Origin of the sequence: Leucobacter sp. Psy1, assembly GCF_020096995.1 — a bacterium.
Taxonomy (GTDB): domain Bacteria; phylum Actinomycetota; class Actinomycetes; order Actinomycetales; family Microbacteriaceae; genus Leucobacter.
The window spans coordinates 2357593-2374152 of sequence record NZ_CP083692.1 but is presented as its reverse complement, the minus strand read 5'-3'; the positions used below and the strand labels follow the sequence as shown (position 1 = coordinate 2374152).

Annotated in this window: 16 protein-coding genes; 12 read left to right on the top strand and 4 right to left on the bottom strand. The window is 68.4% G+C overall.

The annotated features are described in order from the left end of the window. Positions 1-9 precede the first annotated feature (9 nt). Positions 10-903 (bottom strand): A/G-specific adenine glycosylase, encoded by an 894-nt coding sequence (locus K8P10_RS11240; RefSeq protein ID WP_224779006.1) that lies wholly within the window; start codon positions 901-903, stop codon positions 10-12. A 32-nt stretch (positions 904-935) separates the two neighbouring features. On the opposite strand from K8P10_RS11240, the gene truB reads away from it, so the two are divergent. The 10 genes from truB (at position 936) to ilvA (ending at position 11344) form a co-directional block, all read left to right on the top strand. Further along, a complete protein-coding gene (gene truB / locus K8P10_RS11235) occupies positions 936-1886 on the top strand; it encodes a tRNA pseudouridine(55) synthase TruB (protein ID WP_224779005.1) in 951 nt (316 codons plus the stop codon). After that, entirely contained in the window at positions 1883-2239 is a 357-nt protein-coding gene (locus K8P10_RS11230; protein WP_224779004.1) for a hypothetical protein, read from the top strand. The genes truB and K8P10_RS11230 overlap by 4 nt, the downstream gene beginning before the upstream one ends. Before the next feature lie 17 nt (positions 2240-2256). Then, the gene (locus tag K8P10_RS11225) at positions 2257-2754 is read left to right on the top strand and encodes a hypothetical protein (RefSeq protein ID WP_370631857.1); all 498 of its coding nucleotides are present in this window, start codon (positions 2257-2259) and stop codon (positions 2752-2754) included. 5 nt (positions 2755-2759) lie between these two features. After that, entirely contained in the window at positions 2760-3710 is a 951-nt protein-coding gene (locus K8P10_RS11220) for a bifunctional riboflavin kinase/FAD synthetase (protein ID WP_370631856.1), read from the top strand. Positions 3711-3841: 131 nt separating this feature from the next. Continuing rightward, positions 3842-6025 carry a DEAD/DEAH box helicase gene (locus tag K8P10_RS11215; RefSeq protein WP_370631855.1) on the top strand — a complete coding sequence of 728 codons (2184 nt, stop codon included), beginning with the start codon at positions 3842-3844 and terminating at the stop codon, positions 6023-6025. Positions 6026-6122: 97 nt separating this feature from the next. After that, positions 6123-7151, top strand: a complete 1029-nt coding sequence (locus K8P10_RS11210; protein ID WP_224779002.1) for a 6-phosphofructokinase — start codon at positions 6123-6125, stop codon at positions 7149-7151. A gap of 107 nt (positions 7152-7258) precedes the next feature. Beyond that, positions 7259-8566, top strand: coding sequence for an inorganic phosphate transporter (locus K8P10_RS11205; RefSeq protein ID WP_224779001.1), 1308 nt, complete (start codon positions 7259-7261; stop codon positions 8564-8566). After that, the gene (locus K8P10_RS11200) at positions 8563-8862 is read left to right on the top strand and encodes a hypothetical protein (protein ID WP_224779000.1); all 300 of its coding nucleotides are present in this window, start codon (positions 8563-8565) and stop codon (positions 8860-8862) included. The genes K8P10_RS11205 and K8P10_RS11200 overlap by 4 nt, the downstream gene beginning before the upstream one ends. Positions 8863-8921: 59 nt before the next feature. Then, positions 8922-10109 (top strand): AI-2E family transporter, encoded by a 1188-nt coding sequence (locus tag K8P10_RS11195; RefSeq protein WP_224778999.1) that lies wholly within the window; start codon positions 8922-8924, stop codon positions 10107-10109. Beyond that, the gene (ilvA, locus tag K8P10_RS11190; RefSeq protein ID WP_224778998.1) at positions 10106-11344 is read left to right on the top strand and encodes a threonine ammonia-lyase; all 1239 of its coding nucleotides are present in this window, start codon (positions 10106-10108) and stop codon (positions 11342-11344) included. The genes K8P10_RS11195 and ilvA overlap by 4 nt, the downstream gene beginning before the upstream one ends. Here the strand turns inward: ilvA and K8P10_RS11185 are convergent. Next, positions 11341-11934 carry a TetR/AcrR family transcriptional regulator gene (locus tag K8P10_RS11185; protein ID WP_224778997.1) on the bottom strand — a complete coding sequence of 198 codons (594 nt, stop codon included), beginning with the start codon at positions 11932-11934 and terminating at the stop codon, positions 11341-11343. The two genes, ilvA and K8P10_RS11185, sit on opposite strands and share 4 nt — an antisense overlap. 113 nt (positions 11935-12047) lie before the next feature. Between K8P10_RS11185 and K8P10_RS11180 the strand changes: the two genes are divergently transcribed. Continuing rightward, complete coding sequence (locus tag K8P10_RS11180; protein WP_224778996.1) at positions 12048-13766, top strand: amidohydrolase; 1719 nt, start codon at positions 12048-12050, stop codon at positions 13764-13766. Positions 13767-13828: 62 nt separating this feature from the next. After that, positions 13829-15235: an APC family permease gene (locus K8P10_RS11175; protein WP_224778995.1), complete on the top strand. Its 1407-nt coding sequence runs from the start codon at positions 13829-13831 to the stop codon at positions 15233-15235. A 223-nt stretch (positions 15236-15458) separates the two neighbouring features. Here K8P10_RS11175 and greA read toward each other — a convergent pair whose 3' ends face one another. Together greA and K8P10_RS11165 are read right to left on the bottom strand one after the other, a co-directional pair. After that, positions 15459-15944, bottom strand: a complete 486-nt coding sequence (gene greA, locus K8P10_RS11170; RefSeq protein ID WP_224778994.1) for a transcription elongation factor GreA — start codon at positions 15942-15944, stop codon at positions 15459-15461. A 128-nt stretch (positions 15945-16072) separates the two neighbouring features. Further along, a complete protein-coding gene (locus tag K8P10_RS11165; RefSeq protein ID WP_224778993.1) occupies positions 16073-16531 on the bottom strand; it encodes a DUF4307 domain-containing protein in 459 nt (152 codons plus the stop codon). Between the last annotated feature and the right edge of the window lie 29 nt (positions 16532-16560).

Genomic DNA, 16560 nt, shown 5'->3' with positions numbered 1-16560 from the left:
GAGCGGTCCCTACCGGGGAAGTGCTGTGCGTCCCTCGTGCTCCACGATGAGACCATCGGCGAGCAACGAGTCGTAGGCGCGACGGGCCTGCTCGGGTTCCCGCAGGCCCCCTTCGGCTGCAGCCGCGAGCGCGTCCGCCGGATCCACCGGTGAGGTGGCTTCACGCAGCAGCGCCATGATCCGTCCGCGCACTTGCCGGTCGCTGCCTGAGAACGCAGCCTGGCGGGGGCGCTTGGCGGGTGCGTTGTCGGGGTAGCCCGCCCCGCGCCACTCGCACCAGTCCGCGACGGGGCATGCACCGCAACGCGGGGCGCGTGCGGTGCAGACGGTCGCCCCGAGTTCCATCGCTGCGGCGTTGAAGCGGGCAGCTGCAACGGGTTCGGCCGGAAGCAGGGCCTCCATGTCGGCGAGATCGGCAGGGGACGGCATGCCGGCGGCGGCGCGCCCGTGGACGAGGCGCGCGATGACGCGACGCGTGTTGGTGTCGACGACGGGGTGGCGGTCGCCGAATGCGAAGGCCGCGACGGCGCGTGCGGTGTACGGGCCGATGCCGGTGAGCGCGAGGAGCGCGTCGACGTCGGAGGGGACCCGGTCGTTGTGGCGCTCCGCGATCTCGACGGCGGCGCGGTGGAGCCAGAGCGCGCGCCTGGGGTACCCGAGACGGCCCCATGCGCGAACAGCCTCGCCCGGCTCCGCAGCCGCAAGGGCGGAGGGGGTCGGCCAGCGTTCCATCCACTCCGTCCAGCGAGGGAGGACGCGGTCGACCTGTGTCTGCTGCAGCATGAACTCGGACACGAGGATCGCCCACGCATCGACGTCAGGCGCACGCCAGGGAAGGTCGCGGGCGGCGGTCGCGTACCAGTCGTTCACGGCGGGTGCGACGCGGGAGAGTTCTGCGGCCACTCGCCCCAGTCTAGGTGAGTAGGCTGGACGGGATGGATGCGAAGTTCGAGCTCCCCGCCCAGGGCGGCATTCTGCTGGTGGACAAGGCCGAGGGGTGGACGAGTCACGATGTCGTCGCGAAAGCGCGGCGCGCGCTCGGCACCCGGAAAGTGGGGCACGCCGGCACGCTCGATCCGATGGCGACGGGGCTCCTCGTGCTCGGCGCCGGGCCCGCGACCCGTCTGCTGACGCACCTCGTGGGACTGGACAAGACGTATGAAACAACGATCCGCCTCGGCGAGTCCACGGTCACGGACGATCGGGAGGGTGAGCGGCTCTCAGCTGCCGACGCTGCTGATGTCGCTGCAGTGCTCGCCGATCCGGATCGTGTCGCCCGCGGTGTCGATGCGCTGACCGGCGCGATCGAGCAGGCGCCGAGCGCCGTGAGCGCGATCAAGATCGATGGTCGCCGCGCCTACGACCGGGTGCGCAGCGGCGAGGAGGTCGAGCTGAAGCGTCGGCCGGTGACGGTGCACCGCTTCGCGGCGGGGGAAGCGCGACCTGCGGAGTCGAGCGATGGTGGAGCGGTGCTGGACCTCGATGCGACGGTGGAGTGCTCCTCAGGCACGTACATCCGTGCGCTCGCGCGCGACCTCGGTGCCGACCTGGGTCTCGGAGGTCATCTCGTCGCGCTGCGGCGGACGCGGGTGGGGCCGTTCTCGGTGGCGGACGCCGTGTCGATGGAACGACTGGTCGCGGGGGATCCGGGCCCGTTGCTCGCCCCGGCCGACGCGGCGCGGTCGCTCTTTCCCGAGCTCACGCTGTCGGCCCAGCAGGCGATCGACCTCGGGCACGGCAAGCGTCTCGAGGTGCCAGACGTGGCCGATGCGCGCCTGGTCGCGGCAATCGATCCGGAGGGCCGCTTGATCGGCCTCGTCGAGGTGAAGCGCGGCGTCACTCGGGTCGTCACGAACTTCCCGACACCGGACGGTGCTGCCGGATGATCCTCTGGTTCGCGGTCGCCCAGATCGCGGTCGCGCTCGCGGCGATGTTCCTGTGCCTCGTCGCCGGCCTACGGAGGAGCGAACCCAACGACTTCACCATGGGGGCGACGCTGCTCGTCGCGCTGCTGCTGCTCGCCCAGGTCGTGGTGGCGATCGTCGCGCCGTTCACCGGCAACCATGCCGTGGGGGACCCGCTCGAATTCTGGATGTATCTCATCGTCGCGTTCGCGCTGCCGATCGGTGCAGGGTTCTGGGCGCTCATCGACCGGACCAGGTGGGCGAATCTCGTCCTGGCGCTCATGCACTTCGCCGTGGCCGTGATGCTGTACCGCATGCTCGTCATCTGGGGATGAGCGGTAAGCTGGAGGGCGTGCCAGAAACGAGATCGACGAGCAGCGCGCAGGGCGCGGGCGCCAGTGGCGCTGCCCAGGAAACGGGTGGTGCAGGGCGCGAACGTCGCCGCGGCGCCGGCCGTGTGCTCATCGCGGTCTACCTCGTGCTTGCGATCGCGGCAACCTTCCGGTCGGTCTACCAGATCCTCACGAAATTCGACGAGGCGCCCGTCGCCTACGCGCTTTCGGCCGCGGCCGGAATCGTCTACATCGTGGCGACCGTCGCGCTCGTGAACCGGGAGCGGCCCGGCTGGCGCGGTATCGCGTGGGCGGCGATCCTGTTCGAGCTCGCCGGCGTGCTCATCGTCGGCACGCTGAGCCTGGCGGTGCCCGAATGGTTCGCCCACCCGTCGGTGTGGTCGGGCTTCGGAATCGGGTACGTCTTCATTCCGCTCGTGCTTCCGGTGCTCGGCCTGGTGTGGCTCACCCGGACGCGCGGGGACGCCGCGGCGCGGACAACGGGGGGCATCTCCTGATGCGCATGTTCACCTCGATCGACGAGATCGGTGCCGCCTCGATTGAGCGTTCGGCGGTCGCGATCGGCAAATTCGACGGTGTGCACCTCGGACATCAGGCGATCCTCGACCGACTGCGCGGAGTTGCGAAGACCGAAGGACTCGACTCCGTCGTGTTCACGTTCCGCGAGAACCCGCTGAGCCTCCTGCGGCCCGAGCGCTGCCCCGCGCCCTTGATGAGTCCGGCGCAGCGCGAAGCCGCCCTCGCAGAAGCGGGCGTCGACATTTGCTTGATGGTGCCGTTCGATGAGCGACTCTCGTCCGTGCCGGCGGAGGCCTTCGTCCGCGACATTCTCGTGGGCAGAATGGGCACGCGGCACGTCATCGTCGGCCCCGATTTCCGCTTCGGCCACCGGGGCACCGGCGACGTTGCGCTGCTGCGACGGATGGGGGCAGAGCTCGGCTTCACGGTCGAGGAAGTCTCATTCGTCGTCGACGACGATCTGGGACGCGTGTCGTCCACCCGTGTACGCGAGGCCATCGGACAGGGCGACATCGAGCTCGCGACGCGGATGCTCGGGCGACCCGTAGCCCTGCGCGGCGAAGTGGTGCGCGGTGATGCGCGGGGGCGCGAACTCGGGTTCCCCACGGCGAACCTCGGGGGCGACATCGAAGGGTTCGTGCCGGTCGACGGCGTCTACGCGGGCTGGGCCACCGTCGGTGGTGTCCGGAGGATGGCCGCCATCTCGGTCGGTTCCAACCCGACGTTCACGCCGGAGGCGCAGTCCAGAGTCGAAGCCTTCCTGCTCGACTACTCTGGCGATCTCTATGGTTCGCAGATCACGATCGAGTTCGTGCACCGCATTCGCGGCACGTACACCTTCTCGGGGGTCGAGGCGCTCGTGGAGCGCATGCACGAGGATGTGCGGGAGACGCGAGCGCTTCTCGACGGCGGGAACCTGCGCGACGAGTGCTAGACTGATCTCAGGTCGCAACCCGTGTTCCCCCGGCGCCCAGTGCCAGGCACTTCGTCAGGCGGGGGTGGAAGCGGCGGACCGCGCTCCCGGAAGACTGGTCCGGGTCTGTGCTCACATCGATCAGGAGATCCATGGCATCCACCACTGCCACGCGCCCTGCCGGCGCTCGCAGCATGTCCAACGCCCCCGCGAAGCAGCAGGGGAAGCGACGTCACACGCACAACGAGGGCATCATCCCGCTCCTCGCCCGCGCGGTGCGCGAGGTCGAGGCGTCCGCGCAGCGGGGGAAGGCGACGTCGACGAGCCGCACCAAGTTCCAGGTCATCGCGCTCCTCATGCGCGAGGAACGTGCTCGCGTCCGCACCGATGAGAGCGTCAGCGACGCGGAGCGTGCGGAGACGCTGAAGCGACTCGACGGCATCGCGTCGATCCTCGCCCGCACGGCCGCCCGCGACACCTCCCTCATCGCGCTGCTCGAGCCGACCGCTTCGCTCGGCGATGCCGCGAAGCAGCTGAAGCGCAAGATGCTCACCCAGGCAGGCATCGACGTGCCCGAGGAGGCTCCCGAGCCCGAGCCCGCTCAGAAGTTCGTGCCGCCGGAGCTCGCGGAGCGCCAGGTCGAGCCGCGCGGCATCGAGACGCGGATCCGCACGAACCCCTTCCTCCCGCCGGATCTCAGCGGCAGCGCGTCCCCCACTCCGGTGGTCCGTCTCGCGAACTGGGAGCTCCTCGGACCGCTGCTGAAGTCCTTCGAACAGGGCGGTGGCGGGTCGGCCTGCATGGAACTGCCCGAGCCGCCGCAGCCGGATCGCCTCGCTCCGCGAGGCCAGGAACTCATGCCGCACCAGGCGCGCTTCCTCGCCGCGGTCGCGGAGGGGCACCGCAGCTTCCTCCTCGCCGATGAGCCCGGTCTCGGCAAGACGGCGCAGTCAGTGCTCGCGGCCTCCGTCGCGGAGTCGTATCCGCTGCTCGTGGTCGTGCCGAACGTCGTCAAGATGAACTGGGCGAGAGAAGCCGAGCAGTGGACGCCGCGGAGGCGCGTGACGGTCATCCACGGAGACGGCGCCGACATCGACCCCTACGCCGACATCTTCATCGTCAACTACGAGATTCTCGATCGGCACCTGAGCTGGATCTCCCGCTTCGGCTTCCGCGGCATGGTCGTCGACGAAGCGCACATGATCAAGAACGTGCAGTCGCAGCGGTCGCGCAACGTGCTCGCCATCGCCGAGCGCATGCGCGAGCGCACGCCGACGGCGCTGCCGCTGCTCATCGCTCTGACGGGTACGCCGCTCATCAACGACATCGACGACTTCCGTGCGATTTGGCGGTTCCTCGGCTGGACCGAGACCGATCTCAGTGGCAACGAGAAGCCGGGGCGCGAGCTGCTCGCCGCACTCGAGGCGAACGGGTACACCCCGGCCGATGCCGGTTTCTACCCGGCGGCCAGGCACAGCGTCGTCGACCTCGGAATCGTGCGTCGCCGCAAGATCGACGTCGCCGCCGACCTGCCCTCGAAGCGGATCGTCGACCTCCCCGTCGAGCTCGACGACGAATACGGTCGCGGGATCCGCGAGGCCGAGCGCCAGCTCGCGCGGAAGCTGCTCGAGCGCTTCGTCGCCGCCAAGCGGGGCAAGCTGGGCGAGAAGCTCTCCGACGAGGCGATCATTCGGATGATCTGCGCGCAGGAGCTCGAGGAGTCGAACGCGTCGGCCGACGGCATGAACGTCTTCACGATGGTCCGTCAGATCGGTCAGGCGAAGGCCCCGCTCGCCGCGGACTACGCGGCGCAGCTCGCGCGCTCGGTCGGCAAGGTGGTCTTCTTCGCGAAGCACATCGACGTCATGGACCAGGCCGAGGCGATCTTCGCCGACCGCGGCCTGAAGACGATCTCCATTCGCGGAGACCAGACGTCGGCGTTCCGTCAGGCGCAGATCGATGCCTTCAACCAGGACCCCGAGGTGTCGGTCGCGGTGTGCTCGCTCACCGCCGCGGGCGTGGGGGTGAACCTCCAGGCCTCTTCGGACGTCGTGCTCGCCGAACTGAGCTGGACCGACGCCGAGCAGACGCAGGCCATCGACCGCGTGCACCGCATCGGCCAGGAGGAGCCCGTCACGGCGTGGCGGATCATCGCGGCGCAGACGATCGACGCGAAGATCGCGGAGCTCATCGACGGCAAGGCGGGCCTCGCGGCGCGCGCCCTCGACGGAGCGGAGGCGAAGGACGAGGACGAGGACTCGGTGCAGCTCCAGGCGCTCATGCAGGTGCTCAGCGACGCCATCGCCGCAGGAGCGGACGAGCACGACGCGTCCTGACGCGACCTGCGTTCCGGAAGGGACGCAGGAACGCATCTTCCCCTAGGCTGGACCCACGTGCGCGTCCGCGCGCGATCTTCTGGGCAGGAGGAGAGCAATGCGTATTGGAATGCTGGTATCCGGCGGTGATTGTCCCGGGCTGAACGCCGCGATTCGCGGCGCAGTGCTCCGTGGCGTCGACGTCTTCGGATTCGAGATGATCGGCTTCATGTCGGGGTGGCGGGGCGTCATCGAGAACGACTGGATCCCGCTCGACCGCCGCGCGGTCCGCGGCATCTCTCCGATGGGCGGCACGATCCTCGGGACGAGCCGGGTGAGCCCATTCACGGATGAGGGCGGTGGCGCCGAGGGGATCAGGGCCCGCATGCGCGAGAACGAGCTCGACGGCCTGATCCTCATCGGCGGCAACGGTACGCAGACGGTGGCGCAGATGCTCTCGGAGGAGGGGATCAACGTGGTCGGCGTGCCGAAGACGATCGACAACGACCTCGGCGGTACCGACTTCACCTTCGGCTTCGACACGGCGGTCTCGATCGCAACCGACGCCATCGATCGCCTGCGCACGACCGGCGAGTCGCACGGGCGCTGCATGGTACTCGAGGTCATGGGCCGCGACGCCGGATGGATCGCCCTGCACGCCGGGATGGCCGGCGGTGCGCAGGTGATCCTGCTCCCCGAATTCCCGGAGTCGATCGAGCAGATCTGCGAGTGGGTCGAGAGCGTGCGCGATCGCGGCCGGCACTCGCTCGTCGTCGTCGCCGAGGGCTTCCGGCTCGAGGGCATGGACTCCGAGGTCACCCGCGAGGGGCTCGACGGATTCGGTCGCCCCCGCCTCGGCGGAGTCGCCGAGGTGCTCGCCCCTCTCATCGAGGAGCGCACCGGTATCGAGTCCCGCGCCACGGTGCTCGGCCACGTGCAGCGCGGCGGAGTGCCCACCGCCTTCGACCGGGTGCTCGCGACCCGCGCGGGCATCGCGGCTTCGGACGCGGTCGAGGCGGGCAACTGGGGCGTCATGACGTCGCTGCACGGCAACGACATCGTGACCGTGCCGCTCGCCGAGGCCGTCGGATCCCTGAAGGTGGTGCCCCGGGATCGGTACGAGCAGGTGAGGCTGCTCTTCGGCTGACCGGCGGCGGGAGTGCGCAGGTGAACAGTGGGTGAACTCTCCGAGTGAACGGCGTGTAACGGTTCGGTGAACTTGACCTGTCCGTGCAGCGATGTAACGATGATCCGGTGGAATTCACCCTGATCGTCCTGCTGGTCATCGCCCTGGCACTCTTCTTCGATTTCACGAACGGATTCCACGATACGGCGAACGCTATGGCGACGCCGATCGCGACCGGAGCGTTGAAGCCGAAGACGGCGGTGCTGCTCGCGGCCGTGCTCAATCTCATCGGCGCGTTCCTCTCGACCGAGGTGGCGAGAACCATCTCTGACGGGCTCATCAACGAGGGCGACGGCGGGGTGCTGATCACGCCGGAGATGATCTTCGCCGGGCTTATCGGCGCGATCGTGTGGAACCTGGTGACGTGGCTGTACGGTCTGCCGTCGAGCTCGTCGCACGCGCTCTTCGGCGGCCTCATCGGCGCGGCGATCGTGGGTGCCGGATTCCAGGCCATCAACGGCGGAGTCTTCCTCTCGAAGATCATCATTCCGATGCTCGCAGCCCCGCTGACTGCAGGACTCGTGGCCTTCACCGCGACGAAGATCGCCTACTCGATCACCCGGCGTCACGATGGCAAGAAGGACGGACGCGGGCGCTTCCGCTACGCCCAGATCGCCTCGTCATCGCTCATCGCTCTCGCGCACGGCACGAACGATGCGCAGAAGACCATGGGCGTCATCACGCTTACCCTTGTCGCGGCCAACCTCCAAGAGCCGGGCACCGGCCCCCACTTCTGGGTCATCGCGTCGTGCGCGTTCGCGATCGCGCTCGGCACCTACTCGGGCGGCTGGCGCATCATCAGGACGCTCGGCGCCGGCCTCACTCAGGTGAAGCCCGCGCAGGGCTTCGCCGCTGAGACCAGTACTGCCGCGACGATCCTCGCGTCGAGCCACCTCGGCTTCGCGCTCTCGACGACCCAGGTCGCCTCGGGTTCCGTCATCGGGTCGGGGCTCGGGCGCCGCGGATCCAGCGTCCGCTGGCGCGCGGTCGGCCGCATCAGCCTCGGCTGGCTCTTCACGCTCCCGGCATCGGCAGCTGTCGGCGCTGTCGCCGCCCTGGTTGCCCACCTCGGCGTCTGGGGGATCATCGCGAACGCGGTGTTCGGCCTCGGCTTCATCCTCTTCATCTTCTGGCGGTCGCGCCGCAACAAGGTCGACTCGTCGAACGCGATCCCCGTCCCCGACGTCGCGGAGTCGGGCTACGCCGTGCGCGTGCGGAAGGGGAAGAAGATCCGCAAGGTGAAGACGAAGACCGGCACGATCCCGCCGCTCACCCCCGTCGCCCAGTCCGCCGTCCGCGACGACGAGGCCGCTCGCGCGGCGCGCGAAGCGGAACGAGAACCCGGCGGATCTGCCGGAGAGGAGTCACGCCGATGACGATCGACTGGATGGCGTTCGTCATCGTGTTCCTCGCAGCCCTCGTCTCCGCCGCGGTCGTCGTGTCGCTGTACTCCCTGGGCATCCGCTTCCTCGCGATCCCTGCGCGGCCCGTGCGCCAGGCTGACGGGACTTTCGCACCGAACGGTCCGTCGCGCGACGATGAGAACGACGACGTCGACGCAGTGGGGCGTCCGCGCTGGGCAACGGTCTCGGCGAACATCTGCTTCGGACTCTCCGTCTGCTGCGTGCTCGTCGGCATCTTCCTCATCATTCCCGGCCTCCACTTCTGGTGAGCCGGGAGGCGTCTCGACGTATCCCAGGTTCTGCACGCACCCGCGACTAGTATTGGGGCGTGCCAGAAACCCCTCCCTCCACTGACGCCGCGCAGGAGCTCCCGCTCGGCATGCGGGTCGCCGCGGCGTGGTCGTGGCGGCTCATCGTCATCGGCGTCGCTCTCGCAGGCTTTCTGTGGCTCGTGGTGCAGGTGCGGATCATCGTCATCCCGCTGCTCGTGGCGATACTGCTCACGGCGCTCCTGTCGCCGATCGTGCACTGGTTCCAGCGGGTCGGAGCGCCGAAGTGGGTGGGGGTCATCGCCGCCCTGGTGTCGTTCATCGCGGCGGTGTGGTTTCTCGTCGCGCTGATCATCCACTACTCGCGCAGCGGTTTCTCGGATCTCGCGCAGCGGTCCGAGGCTCTCTGGTCCCAGTTCCTGCAGTGGATGGATTCGGAAGCGAGCTTCCTCGGCGTCGAGGCGAGCCAGATCGATGACTTCGTCGTCCAAATCCAGGAGACGATTCAGGATCACCAGTCCGAGATCTGGAGTGGGGCGCTCGGCGTGGCCACCACGGCTGGGCAGTTCGTCGCGGGCCTGCTGCTCGCGATCTTCTCGCTGATCTTTTTGCTCATCGACGGCAAGAAGATCTGGTACTGGGTGCTCGGGTTCACTCCGGCCAAGGCGCACGCCCCGCTCGACTCCGCGGGTGTCGCCGGATGGGTGTCGGTCGGGCAGTACGTGCGCGTGCAGATCTTCGTCGCGTTCGTCGACGCCGTGGGCATCGGCCTCGGTGCGTTCCTGCTCGGGGTTCCGCTGCCCGTGCCGATCGCGATCATCGTGTTCCTCGGATCCTTCATCCCGTTCCTCGGTGCCATCAGCACTGGTGCTCTGGCGGTCTTCATCGCGCTCGTCTACAACGGGCCGGTGAACGCCGCGATCATGCTCGGCGTGGTGATCCTCGTGAATCAGATCGAGGGGCACGTGCTCCAGCCCCTGGTGATGGGCAACGCCGTGAAGGTGCATCCGCTCGGCGTGGTGCTCGTGGTGTCCGCCGGCGCGCTCGTCGCCGGCATCCCCGGAGCGCTGTTCGCGGTGCCGTTCGCGGCATCGGCGAACTCCATCGTCAACGCGCTCGTGGCGCGGGAGTGGGATCCCGACTCCGATCCGGTCGCCGATTACCATCTGCAGAACAAGAAACGACAGCGGGTGCGCAGCCGTGCCCGCTGGGTGGCGCGTCTGAGGCGCAGAGAGGGAAGTGCATGAACTTCGACACCCCGACCCTGGAAGACTTCGAGCGCGCCCGTGACGTCGTCCACGTCATTACGCAGCGGACCCCGCTCGAGTCATCGCGCTACCTCGCGGAAGTGCTCGGAGTGCCGAAGGTCTACATGAAGTGCGAGAACCTGCAGCGCACCGGGGCCTACAAGCTGCGCGGCGCATACAACCGCCTCTCGCGGCTCTCCGCCGAGGAGCGGGCCAGGGGCGTCGTCGCCGCGTCGGCAGGCAACCATGCACAGGGCGTCGCCTTCGCAGCGAGCGAACTCGGCATCAAGGCGACGATCTTCATGCCGCTCGGCGCGGCGCTCCCGAAGCTGCAGGCGACGCGCGACTACGGCGCCGACGTCGTGCTTGCCGGTGCCGACTTCGCAGCGACCAACGAAGCGGCGCAGCGCTTCGTCAGCGAGACCGGAGCGCTCTTCGTTCCGCCGTTCGACGACGACGCCGTCATCGAGGGCCAGGGAACCGTCGCGCTTGAGATGTTCGAGGTCGCGCCCGAGATCGAGACGCTGATCGTGCCCATCGGCGGGGGCGGTCTCATCTCGGGAGTCGCAGCTGCGGCGAAGCAGCTCGCCGCGCGCGACGGACGAGAGGTCCGCATCATCGGGGTGCAGGCGGAGAACGCGGCTCCGTACCCCGTCTCCCTGCAGCGGGGGGAACCGGTGACGGTGCAGACCCGTCCGACGATCGCCGACGGCATCGCCGTCTCGCGCCCGGGCGAGCGCAATTTCGAGCTCATCCGCGAGTACGTCGACGAGATCGTCACGGTGAGCGACGACGATATCGCTCGTGCCATCGTCATGCTGCTCGAGCGCGCGAAGCTCGTCGTGGAACCGGCGGGGGCAGCGGGTGTCGCGGCGATGCTGGCCGGCAAGATTCACGCGCGAGGCGTCACCGCCACCGTGCTGTCAGGCGGCAACATCGATCCGCTGCTGCTGCAGCGCGTCATCGGGCACGGGCTCGCCGCCTCGGCACGGTACCTCAAGCTCCGCATCCTGCTGCAGGACGTCCCTGGACAGCTCGTCAAGACCGCCTCGATCGTCGCGGAGAACAATGCGAATGTCGTCGAGGTGATCCACACGCGTCACGCCACCGAGCTGCCCATCAGCGACGTGGAGCTCGAACTGCACATCGAGACGCGCGGTGTCGACCACGGCGAGCGCGTCGTCGAGGCGCTGCGGAGCGCCGGGTACACCGTGCGGGTCGGCGAGCGCTACTAGGTCCGCGCCCCCGCCTGCTCCGCGTACAGGCGGATGGCGCGTCGCGCGTCGGCGACCGTGATGTTGCCGCCGGCCACGATGTGGAGTCCGTACGCGTCCTCGAGGGCGACGAGATTCATCGCGGTGTCCTCCAGAGGGCCGGTGAGCGCGAACTCGCCGGATGCCACGCCCTCCTCGAGGATCCCCCGGTAGAGGTGCAGCTGCTCGCGGTAGAGCTGCTGCACCAGTTCGTCGTGGAGGGGAGACTTTCCGGCGAGCACGTCGAACTCGTAGAGCAGGCGCATGAGGGCGTCGTCCGGTCCGCTCGGAAGACCGGCGTCGATCGCGGTGCGGAGCTTCGCGACCGAGGTCTCCTGCTGTGAGACGAGGGCGACGCGTTCGGCGCCGACGCGCTGCATACCGGAGGCGTGCGCCTCGACGAGGATCGCCTCGAGGTCGTCGTAGTAGTACAACAGCGCACCGCGCGTGACACCGGCCTGGTTGGCGACGTCCGTGAGAGAGAGGTGTCGAAGGCCGCGATCGGCTGCCGCTTGCAGTGCGGCATCGATCACCTCGAGGCGTCGCTGCTGCTGCGTGTTCGGTCGGGCCATGCTTCTCAGTATGGCAGTCGGGGCCTGCGATGAGCCGTGGTTCACGAGTTTCTTGACTTTCGCGTAAATTAATTTACTCTGGAGTGAAATAACCCGCGAGCGTCAGGATGGACATGGTCGTCGACACCCTCTACACGGGCGGAAGCATCCGCACCTTCGATCCCGAATACCCCTGGGCGAGTGCGCTCGGCGTGACCGGCGACCGGATCAGCTACGTGGGGCCAGTCGAAGAGGCGCCCACGGCCCGTCGCACCGTCGAACTCGCTGGCCGCCTCCTGACGCCCGGTGTCGCCGACACCCATAACCACCTGCTCCTCGGGTTCGACGACCTCGCGGTCAGCCTCGACCAGGTCACCAGTCTGGACACCGTCCGCAACCGCATCGCCGAGTTCGCCGAGACGCACCCCGATCTCGAGTGGATCTGCGCCGAGAACGCGCTCTACTCGGTGGTCGAGGGCCGGCGCCCGAACGCAGGGGACCTCGTCGGCGTGACGGACCGACCGGTGTTCATCACGACCTACGACCAGCACTCCGTCTGGCTCAACCGCCCAGCGCTCGCGAAGCTCGGCATCCTGAACGGCGGCGACATCGCCTGGGGCAACCCCGAGATCGACGACCGCACCGGCGAACCCACGGGGTGGGTGACGGATTTCTACACGAGCGCCATGACGATCGACGGGCTCGCGGAACTCCAGCGCGACATCCCGATGTACTCGCCCGATCGGCGCTACCGCAAGATCACCAACAGCCTCGACATGGCCGCCCGCTTCGGAATCACGACCGTCGTCGAACCCCAGGTGCCGCTCGCCGAGCTCGACCTCTTCGCCCGTGCGGAGCGCGAGGGGCGACTCACCAGCCGGGTCATCGCCGCGATCTACCACCCCGTGGGCGCAGACGGCGACTTCCGCGCTCGCATCACCGAGGCGATCCGCGATACGCCGCAGCACGAGCGCTTCGCACTCGGACCGGTGAAGCTCTACGCCGACGACGTCATCGAACCGCACACCGCCGCCATGCTCGAGGACTACGCCAACCGGCCGGGGCACCGCGGCTACCCGAGCCTCGAGCCGACCGAGTTCGAACGCCTCTTCGTCGAACTCGATCGCCTCGGCTACCAGGTGCACACGCACGCCACGGGGGACTGGGGGATCCGCCTCACGCTTGACGCCATCGAGGCAGCGCAGCGCGCGAACGGCCGCGTCGACACCCGCCATGGCGTGGTGCACGTCGAGTGCCTCGCGCCTGAGGACCTGCCACGCTTCCGCGACCTCGGCGTCGTGGCGGCGATGCAGCCGCGCCACGCCTCGCCCGACCTCGTCGCGGGGACCTGGATGGAGAACATCGGGGAGTCGCGTTGGGATCGTGCCTGGCGCTTCCGCTCCATGATCGACTCGGGGGCGCGCGTCACGTTCTCGAGCGACTGGCAGGTGGGGGAGATGGACCCGCTCGTCGGGGTCTACAGCGCCATGACCCGTGCCGGTCTCGACGGGACCCAGGCCTGGACCTCCGGGGAGCGCGTCGGACTCGACGCCACACTTCAGGCCTACACGCTCGGGGGAGCGGAGGCCTTCCACCGCGAGGGCGCGAGCGGCATGCTGCGGCCGGGGTACCTCGCCGACCTGGTCGTCTGGTCCGGGGATCTCTACGACATGGAGCCCGCGGCAATCCTCGATCAGCAGGCCGACCTCACGGTGGTCGGCGGCCGGCCGATCCACGATGCCCACGGTGAGCTCGACGGCGCGGCCGCGGCCGCGAACGTGCAGGATCCGGCAGGTGCCGGGCAGACCTGCTCGGAGCCGTCGTCCGACCATCACTGCCACGACCACGGCTGAGCCACCCGCGCGTTCGCCTATGCGCCCCGCGCCCCACCCCACGACGACGTGAAGGAACCCCGATGTCGACTCTCCCCTCCCGCTCATCGGTCGCCGCGGGCGACGATCAGCTCGCCCACGAAGTGACCCACGAACCCGGCAAGTTGAAGCGCACTCTGAAGCTCCGCCACCTCGTCTTCATCGGGCTCGCGTACATGGCACCGCTCGCGGTGTTCGACATGTTCGGCATCGTGTCCGAGGAGACGGGCGGGCACGTCCCGCTCGCGTACCTCGTGGTGATGGTCGCGGTGCTGTTCACGGCGTTCAGCTACTCGCGCATGGTGCGCTTCTTCCCGATCGCCGGCTCCGCGTACACCTACGCCAAGGAGGCGATCAACGCGCACGTCGGGTTCCTCGTCGGCTGGGTGGCGACCCTCGACTACCTGCTGCTCCCGATGATCAATGCGATCCTCTCGGGCATCTATATGGGCGCGGTGTTCCCCGATGTCCCGTTCTGGGTGTGGGTGGCGCTCACGGTCGGCATCTGCACTGCGCTCAACCTGGTCGGTGTGAAGCTCGCCGCGAAGATGAATGTGCTGCTCGTATCGATTCAGCTCGTCGTCGCCGTCGTGTTCGTCGTGCTCGCAATCACGAATATCGCGACGAACAGCGTGCCTGTCACCACGCTGCCGTTCGGATCGAGCGACACGGCCGCCGTCTCGATCGCCGCGGGTGCCGCGATCCTCGCCCTCTCGTTCCTCGGCTTCGACGCCGTCTCGACGCTCGCCGAGGAGGCGCAGCGCCCCACTCGCGATATTCCGCGCGCGATCTTCATCATCGTGCTCGTCGCGGGGGCGTTCTTCATCACCGTCACCTACGTGATGCAGTTGCTCTTCCCCGACGTCACCCAGCTCGCCGACATCGTGGGAGCATCGCCGGAAATCGCCAAGTACATCGGCGGGGCAGCGTTCCAGGCCGTCTTCGTGGGCGGATACATGATGGCCGTGCTCGGGTGCGGCATCACCCAGCAGATGAGCGCGGCGCGCCTCCTCTACGCCATGGGACGCGACGGAGCGCTGCCGCGCCGGCTCTTCTCGCGGGTGAACGAGCGCACCGGCGTTCCAGTGACGAACGTGGTTCTCGTCGCACTCGTCGCCCTGACCGCGCTGTTCATCGACCTCGACCAGGCCGCCTCGATGATCAACTTCGGCGCCTTCATCGCGTTCACGTTCGTGAACCTGTCAGTCGTGTTCACGTTCTTCCGCTTCATGCGGCGGCGCACGGCGGGCGCGTGGCTCGGGTTCGTCGTCGTGCCGGTCGTCGGAGCGGTCATCAACGTGGTGCTGTGGTTCAGTCTCGACACGACATCGATGATCATCGGTGCCTGCTGGTTCGCCGTCGGACTCGTGTATCTCGTGGTGAAGACGCGCGGGTTCCGTGCCGCGGCCCCCGACCTCACGGGCCCGATCAACATCGGGATGTACGAGTAGGGGTGCTGGGCCCGGAGCCTGCGCGGAGGTGGCGACAGCACTGAGTGGACGGTTTCGCATGGAATTGTTGCCGTATAACGTGCGAAACGCTCCACCGAAGCAGGGAAAGGGGGTGCGCGGGTCGAGGCGGGGCGGCGGGGAGCGCGACGCGCAGCCCCTCACGCACCGGAGGCCCGGCCCCGCACCGAGCGGGACCGGGCCTCCGGTGCGGGTGAGCGCGCTGCTAGCCCGTGTAGGTGTCGACAGCGACGATGCCGACCTCGATCTTCTTCCCGTTCGGGGCCTCGTAGCTCGTCGTGTCGCCGATCTTCAGACCGAGGATCGCCGACCCGAGGGGGCTCTCCGCGCTGTACACGTCGAGGTCCGAGCCCTCGCCGAGTTCGCGGTTGCCGAGCAGGAACTTCTCCTGGTCTCCGAGGATCTCCGCGGTGATGACGGTGCCGATCTCGACCACGCCCCGGCTCTCAGGAGCTTCGGCGACGACGGCGTGCTTCAGCAGCTCTTCGAGGTCGCGAATGCGCGCCTCGATCTTGCCCTGCTCGTCTTTCGCCGCGTGGTAGCCGCCGTTCTCCTTGAGGTCGCCCTCCTCGCGCGCCGCCTCGATGCGGGCGGCGATGTCGCGACGGCCCGGGCCGCTCAGTTCATCGAGCTCGGCCTTGAGTCGGTCGTAGGCATCCTGGGTCAGCCAGGTCTGGTTGGAATCAGCCATGCTGGTCCTCACTCTCGCGGAAGCTGGTGCGGCAGGTGCGCAGATGTCATAAACGCCTCGGTTTCCCGAGGCGCCATCTCAGCGTAGCAGCCTCGGCGGACTTCCGTTGCAGGTTGACCGCGTGTGCGTCACTCAGTGTCTTCGAGCACCCAGCAGCTCTTCACGCTGCCAGTGGTGGCGCGGTTCGTGGTGGTGACGGTGGTGCTCACCGAGTGGGAGCGCTCATCCGTGACGGGAAGTTCCACGATTTTCCACCCGACGATCGCCTTCGTCGGGTTCTGCGCTTCGACCGCACAGGCGACCGGAGTGTTCGCAGGGCCCGTCACTTCGAACCGCACGTCCACGCGATGGGCATCGACGATGGTGCGTCCGATGTCCTGGTACTCGACGGTCGCGGTCTGCTGCCACCCGCCGACGAGCAGGATCGTCAGTCCGGCGACGACGGCGATGCCGCCCGCGATCCAGCCGAAACGGCGGTCGATGCCGCGAGCGCGGGTGCGCCCGTAGCGGTCGTCGAGCGCGCGGCGCGCATCGTCGGTGGCGATCCCGGTGTTCGCCGACGGCGTCGGCTCGGGAGCCTCGGACACGGGTTCCTCCGAACTGCGCTTGGTTACAC